The 15,930-nt window shown below is 44.7% G+C and carries 20 protein-coding genes; 19 read left to right on the plus strand and 1 reads right to left on the minus strand.

Going from position 1 to position 15,930, the window contains the following annotated elements; genetic code table 11:
* Position 1: 1 nt before the first annotated feature.
* The 17 genes from ACRRU2_RS16345 to ACRRU2_RS16425 all read left to right on the plus strand — a co-directional run bounded on the left by ACRRU2_RS16345 (position 2) and on the right by ACRRU2_RS16425 (position 14,003).
* A complete protein-coding gene (locus ACRRU2_RS16345) occupies positions 2–700 on the plus strand; it encodes a phosphoribosylanthranilate isomerase (protein WP_432503284.1) in 699 nt (232 codons plus the stop codon).
* The gene (gene trpB, locus ACRRU2_RS16350; RefSeq protein WP_432503287.1) at positions 697–1,902 is read left to right on the plus strand and encodes a tryptophan synthase subunit beta; all 1,206 of its coding nucleotides are present in this window, start codon (positions 697–699) and stop codon (positions 1,900–1,902) included. The genes ACRRU2_RS16345 and trpB overlap by 4 nt, the downstream gene beginning before the upstream one ends.
* A complete protein-coding gene (trpA, locus tag ACRRU2_RS16355; RefSeq protein WP_432503290.1) occupies positions 1,889–2,695 on the plus strand; it encodes a tryptophan synthase subunit alpha in 807 nt (268 codons plus the stop codon). Before trpB ends, trpA begins: the two co-directional genes overlap by 14 nt.
* A gap of 184 nt (positions 2,696–2,879) precedes the next feature.
* On the plus strand, positions 2,880–3,977 hold the full coding sequence (gene hisC / locus ACRRU2_RS16360) for a histidinol-phosphate transaminase (RefSeq protein WP_331698687.1): 1,098 nt from the start codon (positions 2,880–2,882) through the stop codon (positions 3,975–3,977).
* Positions 3,978–3,980: 3 nt separating this feature from the next.
* Complete coding sequence (locus ACRRU2_RS16365) at positions 3,981–5,072, plus strand: prephenate dehydrogenase (protein ID WP_331698688.1); 1,092 nt, start codon at positions 3,981–3,983, stop codon at positions 5,070–5,072.
* A 437-nt stretch (positions 5,073–5,509) separates the two neighbouring features.
* The gene (locus tag ACRRU2_RS16370) at positions 5,510–6,106 is read left to right on the plus strand and encodes an RNA polymerase sigma factor (RefSeq protein ID WP_331698689.1); all 597 of its coding nucleotides are present in this window, start codon (positions 5,510–5,512) and stop codon (positions 6,104–6,106) included.
* Positions 6,103–6,708, plus strand: coding sequence for an anti-sigma factor family protein (locus ACRRU2_RS16375; RefSeq protein WP_432503293.1), 606 nt, complete (start codon positions 6,103–6,105; stop codon positions 6,706–6,708). The genes ACRRU2_RS16370 and ACRRU2_RS16375 overlap by 4 nt, the downstream gene beginning before the upstream one ends.
* Positions 6,709–6,737: 29 nt before the next feature.
* Positions 6,738–7,325 carry a histidine phosphatase family protein gene (locus ACRRU2_RS16380; RefSeq protein WP_331698691.1) on the plus strand — a complete coding sequence of 196 codons (588 nt, stop codon included), beginning with the start codon at positions 6,738–6,740 and terminating at the stop codon, positions 7,323–7,325.
* A 107-nt stretch (positions 7,326–7,432) separates the two neighbouring features.
* On the plus strand, positions 7,433–8,653 hold the full coding sequence (locus ACRRU2_RS16385; protein WP_432503295.1) for a hypothetical protein: 1,221 nt from the start codon (positions 7,433–7,435) through the stop codon (positions 8,651–8,653).
* Positions 8,654–8,744: 91 nt separating this feature from the next.
* Entirely contained in the window at positions 8,745–9,251 is a 507-nt protein-coding gene (locus ACRRU2_RS16390) for a gamma carbonic anhydrase family protein (protein WP_331698693.1), read from the plus strand.
* Positions 9,252–9,276: 25 nt separating this feature from the next.
* Complete coding sequence (locus ACRRU2_RS16395; protein ID WP_331698694.1) at positions 9,277–9,462, plus strand: IDEAL domain-containing protein; 186 nt, start codon at positions 9,277–9,279, stop codon at positions 9,460–9,462.
* Between the two features lie 124 nt (positions 9,463–9,586).
* On the plus strand, positions 9,587–10,009 hold the full coding sequence (locus ACRRU2_RS16400; RefSeq protein ID WP_331698695.1) for a DUF2487 family protein: 423 nt from the start codon (positions 9,587–9,589) through the stop codon (positions 10,007–10,009).
* 241 nt (positions 10,010–10,250) lie between these two features.
* On the plus strand, positions 10,251–10,790 hold the full coding sequence (locus ACRRU2_RS16405; protein ID WP_331698696.1) for a ubiquinol-cytochrome c reductase iron-sulfur subunit: 540 nt from the start codon (positions 10,251–10,253) through the stop codon (positions 10,788–10,790).
* Between the two features lie 16 nt (positions 10,791–10,806).
* On the plus strand, positions 10,807–11,478 hold the full coding sequence (gene qcrB, locus ACRRU2_RS16410) for a menaquinol-cytochrome c reductase cytochrome b subunit (protein ID WP_331698697.1): 672 nt from the start codon (positions 10,807–10,809) through the stop codon (positions 11,476–11,478).
* Positions 11,479–11,498: 20 nt separating this feature from the next.
* Positions 11,499–12,353: a c-type cytochrome gene (locus tag ACRRU2_RS16415; RefSeq protein ID WP_331698698.1), complete on the plus strand. Its 855-nt coding sequence runs from the start codon at positions 11,499–11,501 to the stop codon at positions 12,351–12,353.
* Positions 12,354–12,450: 97 nt separating this feature from the next.
* The gene (locus ACRRU2_RS16420) at positions 12,451–13,080 is read left to right on the plus strand and encodes a DUF1405 domain-containing protein (protein ID WP_331698699.1); all 630 of its coding nucleotides are present in this window, start codon (positions 12,451–12,453) and stop codon (positions 13,078–13,080) included.
* 44 nt (positions 13,081–13,124) lie between these two features.
* The gene (locus ACRRU2_RS16425) at positions 13,125–14,003 is read left to right on the plus strand and encodes a sporulation protein YpjB (protein WP_432503300.1); all 879 of its coding nucleotides are present in this window, start codon (positions 13,125–13,127) and stop codon (positions 14,001–14,003) included.
* Between the two features lie 8 nt (positions 14,004–14,011).
* Here ACRRU2_RS16425 and ACRRU2_RS16430 read toward each other — a convergent pair whose 3' ends face one another.
* Positions 14,012–14,875: a YitT family protein gene (locus tag ACRRU2_RS16430; RefSeq protein ID WP_331698701.1), complete on the minus strand. Its 864-nt coding sequence runs from the start codon at positions 14,873–14,875 to the stop codon at positions 14,012–14,014.
* Between the two features lie 130 nt (positions 14,876–15,005).
* Here ACRRU2_RS16430 and ACRRU2_RS16435 point away from each other — a divergent pair, with 130 nt between their 5' ends.
* A complete protein-coding gene (locus tag ACRRU2_RS16435; RefSeq protein ID WP_331698702.1) occupies positions 15,006–15,344 on the plus strand; it encodes a nucleotide pyrophosphohydrolase in 339 nt (112 codons plus the stop codon).
* Between the two features lie 54 nt (positions 15,345–15,398).
* A complete protein-coding gene (locus ACRRU2_RS16440) occupies positions 15,399–15,926 on the plus strand; it encodes a tetratricopeptide repeat protein (protein WP_331698703.1) in 528 nt (175 codons plus the stop codon).
* Positions 15,927–15,930: the final 4 nt, after the last annotated feature.

Consider the following 15,930-nt stretch of genomic DNA (forward strand, 5'->3'; position numbering starts at 1 on the left):
TATGGCTAATCAGCTTAATCGAAATCAAGAAATTCATAATACCCGTATTAAAATTTGCGGATTTAAAGAAAGAGAACATATAGCGCAATTGCAGGGTTTGCCAATTCATGAGGTCGGGTTCGTATTTGCGCCAAGCAAAAGACAGGTAAATGCGCAGCAAGCTGCTGAGCTGGTTGCCGAGCTTAAAAACATTCGGGCAGCCGAGGGCAAGCCGCCGCGTGCTGTAGGCGTATTTGTAAATTTTGATATTGGAGATATATTGGCGATTACAGAAATAGCCCCGCTGGATGTTTTGCAATTGCATGGGGATGAAACTCCGGATTTTTGCAAAAGGTTGAAGAGCAGATTGCCGCAAATTCATATTTGGAAGGTCTTTTCTGTTCGGTCAGAAACTGATTATAATGAAGCTTTGAGTGCTTTGCAGCCTTTTAGCGGCTGTATAGATGCTATATTGCTTGATGCTCCCGGGGGAGGAACAGGCCAGGTGTTTCAGTGGTCTGCCATCGAAGCTTATCAGGCCGCAGCAGCAAGCTGCAATTTGCCGCTTTACGCAGCAGGCGGCTTAAATGAGAGCAATGTGCAGCAATTGCTTCAAAAATACAAGGTTGACGGTATTGACGTATCCAGTGGTGTAGAGGCAGAAGGCAGAAAAAGTGTAAATAAAATAGAAATGTTTGTTAGAAGGGTGAGAGAGGCATGAAACAAGTACCAAATGAGCATGGACGATTTGGCAAATTCGGAGGAAGATATGTTCCTGAAACCTTGATGAACGTTTTGCTTGAGCTGGAGGAAGCATACAAGCATTACTCGCAGGATGAGAGCTTCAAAGAAGAGGTAAAGTATTTGCTGCATCAATATTCCGGACGTCCGACCGCGTTGTATTATGCAGAGCGATTGACAGAAATGCTCGGCGGAGCAAAGGTATATTTGAAACGTGAGGATATGAACCATACAGGGGCACATAAAATCAATAATACGATCGGTCAAGGCGTGCTGGCAAAGCGCATGGGCAAGACAAAAGTAATTGCCGAAACTGGCGCGGGACAGCATGGCGTAGCTACGGCAACGATTGCTGCGCTGCTTGGTTTGGAGTGCAAGGTGTTTATGGGCGAGGAGGATATGAAGCGCCAGCAGCTTAATGTTTTCCGCATGCGCCTGCTCGGTGCAGAGGTTGTACCTGTTACTTCAGGAACGCGTACCCTTAAAGATGCTTGTAATGAAACGCTGCGCTACTGGGTCAGTAATGTAACAGATACATTCTATATCCTTGGATCTGCGACCGGCCCCCATCCATACCCCATGATGGTTCGTGATTTTCAGCGGATTATCGGCGATGAAGCAAGAGAGCAAATTTTGCGACAGGAAGGCCGTTTGCCGGATTATATCGTTGCGGCAGTTGGCGGCGGCAGCAACGCTATGGGTATTTTCTACCCATTTGTAAACGATGAGTCTGTTCGGCTTATCGGCGTTGAAGCAGCGGGCAAAGGAATTGATACAGAGTTTCATGCTGCAACGATGACCAAAGGCAGCCATGGTGTGTTCCAGGGCTCTATGAGCTATATGCTGCAGGATCAGTTCGGCCAAGTATTGCCTGCCCATTCCATATCGGCCGGGCTGGATTATCCGGGCGTAGGACCAGAGCATGCTTATCTCAAAGATTTGGGCAGAGCGCAATATTTTCCGATTACAGACCAGGAAGCGCTGGATGCGCTGCAGCTGCTTTCACGCAAGGAGGGCATCTTGCCTGCGCTTGAATCGGCTCATGCGATAGCGCATGCTATAAAGCTTGTACCGACTTTAAGCAAAGATGAAATTGTAATCGTCAATCTGTCTGGACGCGGAGATAAAGATGTAGATGCAATTATGGGCTACTTAGGAGGCGGACTAGATGAATCTCATTGATCAAACATTTGCCCAGGTGAAGGCAGCTGGAAAAACGGCACTTATCCCATTTATTACGATGGGTGATCCAAGCCGGGATATATCTGTTCAAATTATTAAGCAGGCAGAGAAGGCCGGAGCTGACATCATAGAGCTTGGTGTTCCTTACTCTGATCCGTTAGCTGACGGTCCGGTCATTCAGCGTGCTTCAGAGCGTGCTTTAAGCCGTCAAATTACGCTGGAGGATTGCATGTCGATCGCGAAGCAGGCAAGAGATGAAGGCGTAAAGCTTCCATTTGTGCTGTTTACTTACTATAATCCAGTGCTTCAATATGGTCTTGAACGATTAATCGATGCAGTTAAAAGACATGATATTAGCGGATTGCTCATTCCTGATTTGCCGATTGAGGAAAATGAAGAAGTTCGTCGTCTTACAGAGGCAAATAATATTCATCTGATACCGTTAGTAGCGCCTACTTCCAAAAATCGCATCGTAAAAATTGTCAGCGAGGCAACTGGATTTGTTTACTGCGTGTCATCGCTGGGCGTAACAGGCGAGCGCGCTGATTTCCATCAGGAAATCGACAGCTTCCTGCAAACTGTCCGTGAGGCCTCCAATGTGCCGATCGCCATTGGATTCGGCATTTCAAGCCGTGAGCAGGTTGAAAGGTTTGAGAAGCTGTGCGATGGTGTGATTATAGGCAGCGCAATCGTGAGGACAATTGAAAGCAATATACCATTGCTCGAGGATAACAATAGAAAAGAAGAGGGATTGAACAATATAGGCAATTATATCGCTCATTTTAAAGGATAATATTGCAGCTTAACCTGACGAGAGCCTTCCGCAAAATGATGCGGAGGGCTTTTGTTGATTGGGCAAGCGAGGTAGAATGATCTTGCTTCATCCCTGTACTATACAAATGATGTTCATCTGTGAGACAATAGAAGCTGAAATTTTAATAAATTAAAATAAAGCACTTAATAAGAGGTGAACGGCAATGCAGCCAAAGTCTAATATTTTACATCTACCTGTCTATCAGCCGGGTAAACCAATTGAAGATGTGAAACGCGAGCTAGGTTTATCTGAAGTCATTAAACTTGCATCCAATGAAAATCCTTTTGGCTATTCCAATTTTGCTAAAGCAGCGATACAAGAGGAATTAAATAATATTCAAATTTATCCTGATGGCGCCAGCGTAGAGCTTACAAGCGCATTGGCAGGACAGCTAGGGGTTGAGCCAGGTCAAATCATTTTTGGGACCGGCTCTAGCGAAATTATATTGATGCTGGCCAGAGCGTATCTTGCGCCTGGTGACGAAACTGTTATGGCGGATGAAACCTTTCCACAATATAAGCATAATGCAGAAATCGAAAATGCTGTCGTTATTGAAGTTCCATTAAAGGATGGCAAGCATGATTTGCCGGCGATGCTGTCCAGAATTTCCGATAAAACTAAAATTGTATGGATTTGCAATCCAAATAATCCGACGGGAACCATCGTTGAGCATGAGGAGCTTGTCTCTTTCATGAACGCTGTTCCTGAGCAGGTGATGGTCGTACTGGATGAGGCTTATGGCGAGTATATCGATAATCCTGCATACAGCGATGGCATCCAGCTGCTGAAGCAGTATCGCAATCTGGTTGTACTGCGCACATTTTCGAAAATTTACGGTCTTGCTTCCTTACGTATCGGTTACGGAGTAGGCCACAGTGATGTGATCAAGTCCGTTAATCAAGTTCGTGAGCCTTTTAATACTTCGCGTATAGCTCAAGCTGCAGCTAAAGCCTCGCTGGCAGATGACGCCTTCCTTACGTATTGCCGAGAGCAGAATGAAGAGGGCATTAAATATTTGTGCGAACAGTTTGATCGATTAGGATTGCCATACTTCCCTGCATACGGCAACTTCATCTTGTTCGATACGAAGCGTTCATCACCGGAAGTATTCGATGCGCTGCTTCGCAAAGGCATTGTGACTCGAGCGCGCTGGACGCATTATCCTACTTATATTCGCGTTTCTGTAGGCACGCAGAAACAGAATGAAAAATTTATTACTGCCCTTGAGCAAGTTTTACAGGAAGTGATGGTGCTTCAATAGCCTATGACTACAGTTGCTATATTTGGCGTTGGACTGATAGGAGGGTCCCTGGCTCTATGCTTCAAGGGAGATCCTTCGATCAAGGTGATCGGCTATTCCAATCGGCCTTCCTCCATCGAGAAATATTTACAAAGAGGAGTCGTTGATGCAGGGACGACTTCTATTCAAGAAGCGGCAGAGGCGGCAGATTTTATATTTTTGTGCGTTCCAGTAGGATTGCTTGATCAATATTTATCTGAGCTTGCCAGATGCAAGCTTAAATCAGGCTGTATCGTAACTGATGTAGGCAGTACAAAATCCTCTGTTGCTGCTTGCGCGCGGGCGGTCAATCTGGGCGATGCAGTATTTATTGGAGGCCATCCTATGGCAGGATCTGAGCGCTCCGGCGTAGAAGCGGCCTCTTCGCATTTATTCGAAAATGCCTACTATGTTTTAACACCGGACAAGCAGACGCCCCAAGCAGCCATAGACCGGCTTACTAAGCTGCTGCTGTGCACGAAGGCGAATATCGTAAAGGTAGATGCCGACGAGCATGACGAGATCGTCGGCGCAATCAGCCATTTGCCGCATCTCATTGCAGTAGCGCTTGTTAATCAAATTAGAGGCTACAATGAGCAAAATGGACTGTATGAGCAGCTTGCCGCAGGCGGGTTTAGAGATATTACAAGAATTGCTTCCAGTGACCCGGTTGTATGGCGCGATATTTTAATTAATAATCGTCAGGTCGTTTTGCAATTGCTGAAGGACTGGAATAAGGAAACGAATAAGTTTATCAGCATGCTGGAGCTGCAAGACGGCGATGCCATTATTGAAGCCTTTACTGAAGCGGGCGAATTTAGAAGCAAGCTGCCTGAAAGGCGAAAAGGAATCATTCAATCTATTTTTGAATGTTATGTAGATGTGCCTGATCATCCTGGCATTATTGGCAGTATCGCCAGTGAGCTGGGCAGTCATCGGATTAACCTGAGCAATATTCATATTATTGAGAGCAGGGAAGATATTCCTGGTGTGTTGAGGCTATCCTTTAAGGATCAGAAAAGCCTGGATGATGCGATTCAGCTATTGAGCAGTATGAATTATTCTGTTCATCAATAGCACCGCAGCAAGCGTTTTGGAATGAAAATAAACAAATTCCAAAACGCTTGTTGACATTTTGGAAGCGTATACATATAATAAAAGTACAGTATGGTTTCTCTCCACTCCTATCCAAAAACTGTAGCACCATATTGGTGCTAGCCACTCTTATGAGTGGCTTTTTTTTTGTCTCGAAGCATTGTTGCAAATTTGCGTAATTATTAGAATTGTTAGGATTATGAGGTTTTGTCGAACGAAGCAGGAATTTGCATTTGAAAATCGAATTGTATACTACAACGCAGACGTGTGTCTAAATTAGGCTTCATACTTTTGATCTAATCTGTTTTTATTTGAATACATATTAAGAATTGACCGCAACTATTTGTTCCCGGGACAGTACAATTATACATAGATGAATCCGGGGAAATAATCTTGCAGGTGGAGGAGGTTCGCCTGTCATGACTGATTCCCAACTGATACGTGAAATAAAGGAAGGTAATGTTGAGCTGTACGCTGAGCTGATGAATCGTTATCAGCGCAAAATTATGGCCTTTATTTTTCATATGCTGAAAAGCGCCAAACTGGAGCTGCTGGCAGAGGATCTATGCTCCGAAACCTTTTACAAGGCCTATCGAAGTCTCCATTCTTTTCGTGAAGTGGATGCTTCTTTTTCTACGTGGCTGTATACGATAGCCCGCAACACCGTGCTGAGCGAGCTGCGCAAGCAGAAAGCGGTCCAAGTATCGATTGAAGACGCTGGGGTAGAGCCGATTGAATCGTTCGAGCTTATGCCAGAGCAGCAAGTGCTTCGCAATGAAAGAATGACGATGGTGCGCGAGGCGATCAATAAGCTGCCTGAAAAGCAGCGTTCAGCACTTATACTTCGTGAATATGATCAGCTTGATTATCAGGAAATTGCATGTATTATGGGGCAGACTGTTAGTTCAGTCAAATCATTGTTGTTTCGTGCACGGGCAAGTGTGAAGGCTCATCTTGAGCCGTATTTTGAACAACCCGCGATGCTTGAAGAAATCGAAGGGATGGATTCGCGATGAATTGCACAGAAGTACAATCATTGTTCGGAAGCTACTGGGATTTGTCCCAAGATAATGATTGTAGAGCTGAGATGGATGAACATATGAAATGCTGCGACAAATGTGCAGAGGAATTTCGTATTTGGGAAGAAAGCGAGCAATTAATTCGTGATTTTTCTGAAGATAATTATATAATAGGTCCGCTTGACCACATCAATCGCTCCGTTATGGACAGAATTTTTAAGGAGCAGTCCTGGATCGCGCCGGTGGCTGACAAAAGCTACTCGTTTACAAAGCAATTCAGGCGTAATTTGGCGATCATTATCGCCGGCTGCATGGCCATATTTGGCTGCTCATTATTTGTGCTTCTGTTTCAGCAGAGGAAGTACACAGGCGGGGCAGAGATCCAAATGATGTCAGGCTTGATGGATACAGGAATCGCTTCAGCTGAGAAAGCGACTTTGACTTCCGGCTTTTATTCCGAAGTGCCTATAGCTAGTATTAGCGATCCGCTAGTGCTAAAGATTGTTCCGTCATTTCCGCAGTATTACGTGGCGCTGTCTCTGTTAGGATTAGTGATGGCATTGCTGATGCTTAATTGGCTTTCGCGAACTAGAAGCTGAATATTACTTTGGATTAGGAGTTGTATTTGTTGAAAATAGGCTTCGTTAGACATGGACAAACCGATTGGAATAGCCAAGGTATTACTCAAGGGCAGACGGATATACCGTTGAATGAAGCAGGGATAGCGCAAGCTAAGCAGCTGGCTGCCCGATTGCAGCAGGATGAACAAATATGGGAGGCGGTTATTTCCAGTCCGCTTTCAAGAGCTTACGATACTGCCGCTATAGTAGCTGAGGCTCTTCAATTGCCGCTGCTGGCGCCAGACAGGCGGGTGCAGGAACGAAATTTCGGGCAAATAGAAGGAACAGCTGAACCGGAGCGGATCGAGCGCTGGGGCAAGGATTGGCGAAGCCGTTCCGAGCATTATGGGGTGGAGCCGGATGAAGCTGTATTTGAACGCGGCATGAGTTTTTTGAATGATTTGCGCGCATCGGCTCAATATGATAATGTTCTGCTTGTTTCGCATGGCAGCTTTATAGCGGTTATGCTTAATCAGCTGTGCTCTGACCTGAAGGACGAAAGATTAATGAATCTCTCCTATTCCATTTTGAGCTGGAATGAGGATGATTGGATTCCTTTGCTATATAACTGCACTCGCCATTTGGTCGAGAAATAAGCTTCGCTGGCTGACGCCAGCGAGCTTTTTTTATTTTCATGCCTAGTTTGAAACAATAAAAACTATCCCATACTAAAGCTAGTTGAGCTTAAGGAGGGGAGAACGCGATGAATTTGTCAGACATGCTAGTGTATGCGGATATCCAGCAGCTTAATAGAATTGCCGATATGTACAAATGTGATTGCAGCAGCAACTCAAAGCATGACTTGATTCAATCCATTTTGGCGGCAATGAGCAGCAAAGCATTTGATGAGCATGTCCATAAAATGACGCTTGAAGAGCTGCGATTCGTCAACACGCTGTTGTTTGAAACGAAAAAAGCTTACAGCATGGAGGATCTGATCGCTCGGGCCCAGCAGAGCAGATTTGAGCAGGAGAGCGACCGGCTGCATGCTGTTAACGGCGTTCAAGTCGCATTGCAGAGCGCAAACGCTGCAGGAAGCGCCGATTCTGCTGTCAAGCAGTCAAAAGGGGTTAAACGAAAAGCTGAGCAGAAGCTCAAATCCGTGCAAGAAACGGTCAAAAGCCCGCGAGAGATGATAGCAACCTTTAAACATCGAGGTTGGCTGTTCAATGGCTACAGCGGCCCAAATAAATATTTATTTCATGTCCCTCAGGATATGAAGCAAAGATTCCAAAAAATTATGCTGCACAGCTTTGCACAAAAGCTGGAATATTGCAATGAACCGGAAGCATACCGTGATGAACAGCTGTTGTTTGAGGATGATATCACTATTTTTTTGCGATATGCTCAGCAGAATGACATTCAGCTGGCGGCTGACGGCTCGATGTATAAGCGTTGGCTGACGGCAATATTGGATAGGCTTAGCGTTGGAGAGCAGCCGCCGGCCAAAGGGGAATGGCGATTCGGTTACGGGCGTCATTTCAATCATTACCCGAATCGTTTTTCGCTGCTCTATGATTTTTGCAGGTTCTCTGGTTATATTGCCGAGCAATCAAATGAGCTTCTTGCGATTACGCCTGCAGGCGAGGCAAGGCTGCTTGCTAAAAATGAGCAGGAAATCTCGCGACTGTATCAGTACTGGCTGAAGCAATACAAATTGCCTATTCCTAATCTTGAGGCTATTGTAAACTGGCTTGCCGAGTTATGCGGCAGGTGGGTGACAATTGCTTCGATCGAACAAATATTGCTGCCCTATATCAAGCCGTATTTTTACGATTCCGCGCAGTCTATATTGGAGCAGCGAGTCATTGCGATGCTGCTGCATCTTGGCTTGCTGCGCATTGGTGAGCATGCTGCTGCAGGCAGAGTCATCCGTATTACTCCGCTTGGCAAAGCGGTAATTCAAGGCACCTATAAGTTCTGAGCTGCAGTACAGTAGATAACCAGGCTAAATGCTGCGTTGACATTCGACTGGCACATTGGTAAAATTTCCCCACCGAAGGGAGATGAAGCAATTGCTTATACCATACAAAGGAATAATTCCTACACTGCAGCAGGATTGCTATGTAGCAGAGGGCGCAAAAATAATCGGCGATGTCGCAGTTGGCCCGCAGAGCACAATCTGGTTTAATGCTGTGCTAAGAGGAGATTTGGCGCCTATTAGAATTGGCAGCAGGTGCAACGTTCAAGACGGTGTTGTGGGACATGTAAATACAGATCAGCCGCTTCTATTGGCGGACGAGGTTTCTATAGGCCATAGCGCCATTATCCACGGTTGTACGATAGGCAAAGGCACTTTAATCGGAATGGGGGCCATAGTACTTAACGGGGCTGAAATTGGTGAATATGCTTTAATAGGAGCCGGTTCAATAGTAACCGAGAACAAAAAAATACCTTCCTATACGCTTTCTCTCGGATCACCAGCCAAAGTCGTACGTGAATTGACAGAGGATGATCTTACGCGAATGAGAAGAACGATGGAGAGCTACGTGACGAAAGGAATCGAATATAGGATCTCTTAAACGCAAGAAGGCGGAGGTGCATCCTATGGATAAAATGAAAGTCGCATACGAGGCTATGCTTGGCCTGGCAGCGGAAATGGTGCTGGATGAGGCTTTGCGTACGTTCGCGCTTAACAAATTGAATGATGAAATTGATAAGTCATTGGCTGCCGGAGATGAAAGCACATTTCACGCATTAGTACAGCAGCGCAATGAGCTTACTTCATATTAAGTTTTAATAAGCTTCCATGCTAATTAAGGCACTAAGCTCGCCTGGTCTAGCATTTGGAAGCTTTCTTTTGTAGAATAATAGTGATCAGTAAAAAATGATATGCAGCTAGGAGTGGATGCGCGGAATGAAGTTTAGTGAAATATCTGCGGAGGAATGGGGTTCCCTGCAGCCATATCTCGACACCTGCCTGCTCCCTGTTACAGGGTTGACGGGCATTGAGCAGCCCTTTGAGGCGACAGAGCAGCTTGAGAAATTGCGGGATATTATGGATTTGATTGAAATTCCGTTTAAGGGAAGGGTTGTTACTTACCCGGCAATGCATTTCTATACTAACGACGAGGCTTCGCGTAATATGCTGGAGCAAGTATGCAAATCTTTGAAAAAAACAGGTTTCAAGCATGTATTAATTGCTACAGCGCAGGCCGGGCTTGATGTTGCAGTGAATAACGCCAGTATGGTGCTTCGGCCGGAGCATGACGGAAGCTTGCCTGAAAGCAGCAAGGTAGCTGTAATGATGAGAGAGCTTTGGAATGGACAAGCTACATAAATTTGGTCTTTTTATGAATAATAAAGCAGGAATGTGGAGAAAACAAAACCAACATATATTCAAATGTGACAAAATGACAACAAATTATTGAACGTCATTTCCAATAGGCCTCAAATATTGTGCCAAATTCTTGACGCTCTTATATTGCTAGGCTATTATAAGTTATGTCCTAGTTCGTCATTTGTTTTGCCGTGCGGCAAAACGCGAGATATGGTTGGCAAAAAGGGGGTTAGAACAGAAGATGAGTAACCACGAACAACACGAGGCGGAGCATCGCCCGGCTAAACGCAAAGAGATGTCCCGGCGTCAATTTCTTTCTTATACGCTCGGCGGCACAACTGCTTTTATGATGGGTGGCGCTGTTTTGCCAATGGTTCGTTTTGCAGTTGACCCTCTTCTAGCAAAGAAGAGTGAGGGAGCCTACGTAAAGGTTGTTGAGGTCAGCAAAATTACGAATGAACCGCAAGAATTCAAATTTAAAATTCATCAGGTAGACGGATGGTATGAAAGCGATCCGGAACTGGTGGCCTGGATTTCCAAAGATGATGCAGGAAACATTTTTGCACTATCACCAGTGTGCAAGCATTTGGGCTGTACGATTTTTTGGAACACGAAGGGCTTGAACGAGTACGATTGTCCTTGTCATGATGCGCGTTATACGAGAGATGGTAAAAACATTACCGTTGCTCGATTGCCGCTTGATGAGTACGATGTCAAAGTAAACGAAGAAAATGGCTTCGTCTATTTAGGACCAATTAAACCGAACTCAAGAGTTAAGTAAGGAGGCGTAACTGCAGATGTTTAAAACTGTTTACAACTGGATTGACGAACGTCTTGACATTACGCCGCTTTGGAGAGATGTAGCCGACCATGAGGTGCCTGAGCACGTTAACCCGGCCCATCACTTCTCGGCTTTCGTTTACTGTTTTGGCGGATTGACGTTTTTCATTACAGTTATTCAAATTTTGTCAGGCATGTTCCTGACAATGTACTACGTGCCGGATATTATTAACGCTTATGCGAGTGTTGATTTCCTGCAGCACCAAGTTGCGTTTGGACAAATTGTTCGCGGTATGCACCATTTCGGTGCCAGCTTGGTTATCGTAATGATGTTCCTACATACTTTACGTGTATTCTTCACAGGTTCTTACAAAGCGCCTCGCGAGATGAACTGGGTTGTCGGAATGTTGATTTTCTTCATTATGCTAGGTCTAGGCTTTACAGGCTACCTGCTTCCGTGGGACAACAAAGCTTATTACGCAACAAAAGTTGGGGTTGAAATTGCAGCTTCCGTTCCATTCATCGGTTCCTACATTGCTGACTTCCTATACGGCGGCGACATTGTAGGCGCGCAGACGCTGACTCGCTTCTTCGCGATTCACGTATTTTTCTTGCCAGGTGCGCTAATAGCGTTATTGGCAGCGCATTTCCTGATGATTCGGAAACAGGGCATTTCAGGACCGTTATAAGCGAAAAGGAGGGGTAACGTATGGCTCAAGATCATTCATCAAAAGAAAAGGTAGTATACGTTGGTGATTCGCGAGTAAAGAAAGTTAACCATTCGAATATTCCGCCAGACTTTTCCGCTTATCCGGGAAAATCTGAAGCATTTATACCGTATTTCTTGCTTAAGGAATGGATGGTTGGTGTAGTAGTGTTGGTTGGGTTTTTGGCTTGGGTTGTCGCTGAGCCTGCGCCGCTAGGTTATCCGGCAGATCCGACGAATGCATCCTTTATTCCGATGCCTGACTGGTACTTCCTGTTTCTATATCAATTCTTGAAGTATCCATATGTATCACAGGATTATGTATTGTTAGGTACAATTGGTATTCCGGGCATTATGTTCGGCGGCTTGCTGCTGGCTCCATTCCTGGACACTGGGAAAGAGCGCCGCTTCTACCGTCGTCCAATTGCTTCCTCGCTAATGATTCTTACATTGGCGGCTTGCGTGTACTTGACATATTTCTCTTGGGATCATTATCAACATATGCTTGAAGAAAATGGACAAACACCAGAGCATCATTTGCGCGCTGAGCGTGCCAAAGAAGCGATTGAGGCAGGCAAGCCTCGTCCTAATCCGCTTAAGAAGGCAGCGATTATCGACGCGGATGATCCAGCAATGGAAATTGCCAAAACAGCTAACTGTATCGGCTGCCATGCGGCTGACTTCTCAGGCGCAAGCGCACCTGCTCTAACAGGAGTAGGAAACCGCATGACAACTGAGGAAATTGCACAGGTTATTACAGAAGGACGTAATAATGGTGCGATGCCAGGCTTTGCAGATTCCTTGTCTGCAGACGAAATCAATCAGCTTTCTGTATGGCTGTCCAAGCAAAAGCAGTAATAATAAGCAAATCATTCAAAAACCTGATCGTATCGTATACGGTCAGGTTTTTTGAAAATAAGCAGGTTAAGGTTTTCTATCGAAAGGATTCGATGCAATGAATTTATCTTTTTTTTGGAGCCGTTCCTTTTTGCTGAACCGCACTTTTTTATGGCTCTTGTTTATCGTGAATTTTTTAGGAACAATATATGGATACATATGGTATGGCGGTCAGCTCGAGCTTACAGCAGCGACTAAACCTTTATGGATGCTCGTATTCGTTCCGGATTCGCCGACTGCAAGCTTGTTTTTTACTCTGGCTTTACTTTACTTATTATTTCCTCCAACAGGAAAGAGCAAGCTCGTCCGTTACGGCAGAATGTTTATTGAAGGTTTAGCTGTAGTATGTTCAGTTAAATATGGGGTATGGGCAGTTGCTATCATCTTGGCTGGCATTTATCAAGGCGGCGATATTTATGCAACGGATATGATGCTCATTGTCTCTCATTTGGGGATGGCGATAGAAGCTCTATTATATATGCGGTTTATGACTGTTAGTAAGTCTATGCTAGCTGCTGCTACCTGCTGGCTGCTGCTTAATGATACAGCAGATTATACGTATGGGATTTACCCGAATTTGCCTTATGAGCTTAAAGATCAAGTACAGCAAGTAAAAATATTTACGTATTGCTTATCCTTGTGCAGCTTGCTGTTAGCTTTGCTTCTGCATCGGGGCAAAAAGTCGTAATAAATAAGGACAACCCTTCATAGTTTTATAGTGGAGGGATGTTCATGAGAGCCAAAATCATTATTTTTTCTTTATTCGGTGCTGTGCTGCTAGCTGGTTCTTTTGCAGTTTTAACGAAGTCCTTTGCCGCGGGTTATTCCGCCCCAACAACGGCTGCGCAAAATGCAGAGCTGCTGGAGCAGCTGGAAGCATCTATTAATAAAATTTATGAGGCTGCAGTCATTGATAATAGACAAGCTGGCTATGTGGAGCTGCAAAAGCTGAAGAAATATGTTGAACGTTACTTGGAAAAAAGCACTGATGTGCGGTTAACCGGCTGGCAGCAATTGCGGCATGAGGTTGAACGGCTGAGCATCAGCATGGAATCAGGCACGCTAGCGGTTAATTGGCATCAGCAGGCTGCCAAGCTCAGGCTTGCTATTGATTCGCAGATTCGGCCTCAAACAGCATTATGGCTGCAATATCAGCTGCTGCTAAAAGAAGATATTGCTCTGCTGAAAAAATCGTTATATGGGCAGTCTGATGGATTTATTCAAGCCGCGAGAGGGATTATGACGAGCATTGAAGGGAAATATGACCGTTTGAAGCTTGCCGGGTATATGGAGCAGGAGCCTGCAGTAATTGCCGCTGTTGAAGAGCGGATCGCTCACACCAAAAAACTGCTGTTCGACAAGCCTTATGCCACTAAAGAAAAACGTAATGAAATTGTAGCTTCTGTTGATGCGCTACATACAGTGTTTATCTCTTTATTTCCAGACAACACTCAAAGTATTGCTGCCTCCGTCTTGATTGTCGGTCCGGAATCAGAGGCGCTTGGATGGACGCTGTTTTTTGGCGGTTTTATTTTTACTGTGCTTGCATTCGTAAGCTGGCGCAAATATAAGCTGGCGCCTTACGGTGTGAAGCCTATTGCCAAGGGGTAGGGTTACAGCTATTCCTCTTTAAAGCCTTCTCCAAGCACATCATGCACATCATTTATTATAATAAATGCGCGAGGATCGTTGCGGCGAACAATTTCCTTTAGACGACGTGTTTCTTGTCTTGGGACAACGCAGTAAACGACCTCTTTTTTTTGATTGGAATACGCTCCCTTGGCAGCAAACAAAGTGACGCCTCTTTCTAATTGCAAAGATATATCATCTGCTATTTGCTTGCTTTGATCAGATATGATGGAAAAAGCTTTGGCAGAGTATGCGCCGTCTTGAATAAAATCAATAATTTTAGAGGCGATAAATACTACAACCAGTGTGTAAAGAATTTTGTCAATAGTTACGTAAAGCAGTCCTGACATAATAATGACAGCATCGAAGCTCAAAATAATTTGCCCCATACTGTAGCCCCGCTTGCGAGAAATAATCCGGGCAATAATATCAATTCCTCCAGTAGTGCCTCCAAATCGAAATACGATGCCCAAACCGGCTCCCAGTGAAACCCCTGCATACAATGCGGCAAGCATATAATCATGGCTGCCTTGAAACGGCACGACATAGCCAAGCTTAATGAGCTGTTCAAATACAGCCAAAAAAGCGGATAGAGACAAGATGCCCAGCAGCGTGTACACCATTTGTGATCTGCCAAGCTGCTTCCAGCCAATCAGAAATAGTGGAATATTAAGCACAAGTGTAGTGATGGAAAGCGGCAGGCCAAGCGCATAATTGAGCAGAACCGCTATGCCGGTTACACCGCCTTCCATTAACTGATTAGGGACGATAAAGTAATGCAGGCCAAAGGAGTAAATGGCTGTGCCAAGCATAATCGCCAATATAGATCGCCAGTCGCGAAAGTTCGAAAGCATGATTGTAAGCTCCTTTGCTTCACGTTATTACTATATAGTATGGTGAATTTGAACTTTCAAAAAACATTGATTTTATGAACTGTGTTACGGTAACATATACATATAGTTTATGTTGGAAAGGAAATGCAGGATGACGCAGAAAACTTTGCAGGATGTTCAACGAGAAGTCGATGAGTATATATCTCAATTTAAGGTCGGCTATTTCAGTCCGCTTGCCTTAATGGCTAGAATGACGGAAGAAGTTGGCGAGCTTGCCCGCGAAATCAATCATGCTTACGGCGAGAAGCCGAAAAAAACAGACGAAGCAGAAAACTCTGTTGAATTAGAGCTGGGGGATATACTTTTTCTGCTTGCATGCTTTGCAAATTCGCTTAATATTGATCTGGCAGAAGCCCACAGCAAGGTGATGGATAAGTTCAACAGCCGGGATGCGAACCGCTGGGAGCGCAAGACGCAAGACGAACTGTAGTCAAGCTTATGACATATGCTGTAACATCAGTCTGTGTACAAGGAGGATGGACAGATGGATGGAGCAGCATGTGTGAAAAAAGCATATGAATTTATATTGCGCAACGATTTTGAATCGGCTATCTATTGGTTTGAGAAGGCAATTGAGCTCGAGCCTCGAGTAGCTGATTATTATTATCGCTGTTCAATTTCATGTGCGCGAAGCGGCAAATGGCAAAAAGCAATGGATTATGCCAAGCATGCGCTGTTGCTTGAGCCTCACAATCAAGAATTTCTTTATCAAGCTGAGGTAGTTGAAGCAAGATTGCTATATATTACTGCGCAGCAAGCAATTGAAGCTAAACCTCCGCAATGGACCATCGCAATTGAGCAGCTGGAGCGGTCATTTGAGCTTGATGCTCTGAATTTTGAAGTGCCTTTTACATTAAGTATGGTTTATGATGCTGCCGGAGATATAGAGAAGGCGTTGAAATACGTTCGAGAAGCATTAAAGCTGTCTCCTGACCATGCCGCAGCACGCACTTTATTTGCAAATATTAAAAGAAAATACCGTAAGATTTCCAATAAACGAAATAGACAATGAAAAG

This window comes from Paenibacillus sp. GXUN7292 (assembly GCF_050864975.1).
Taxonomy (GTDB): Bacteria; Bacillota; Bacilli; order Paenibacillales; family Paenibacillaceae; genus Pristimantibacillus.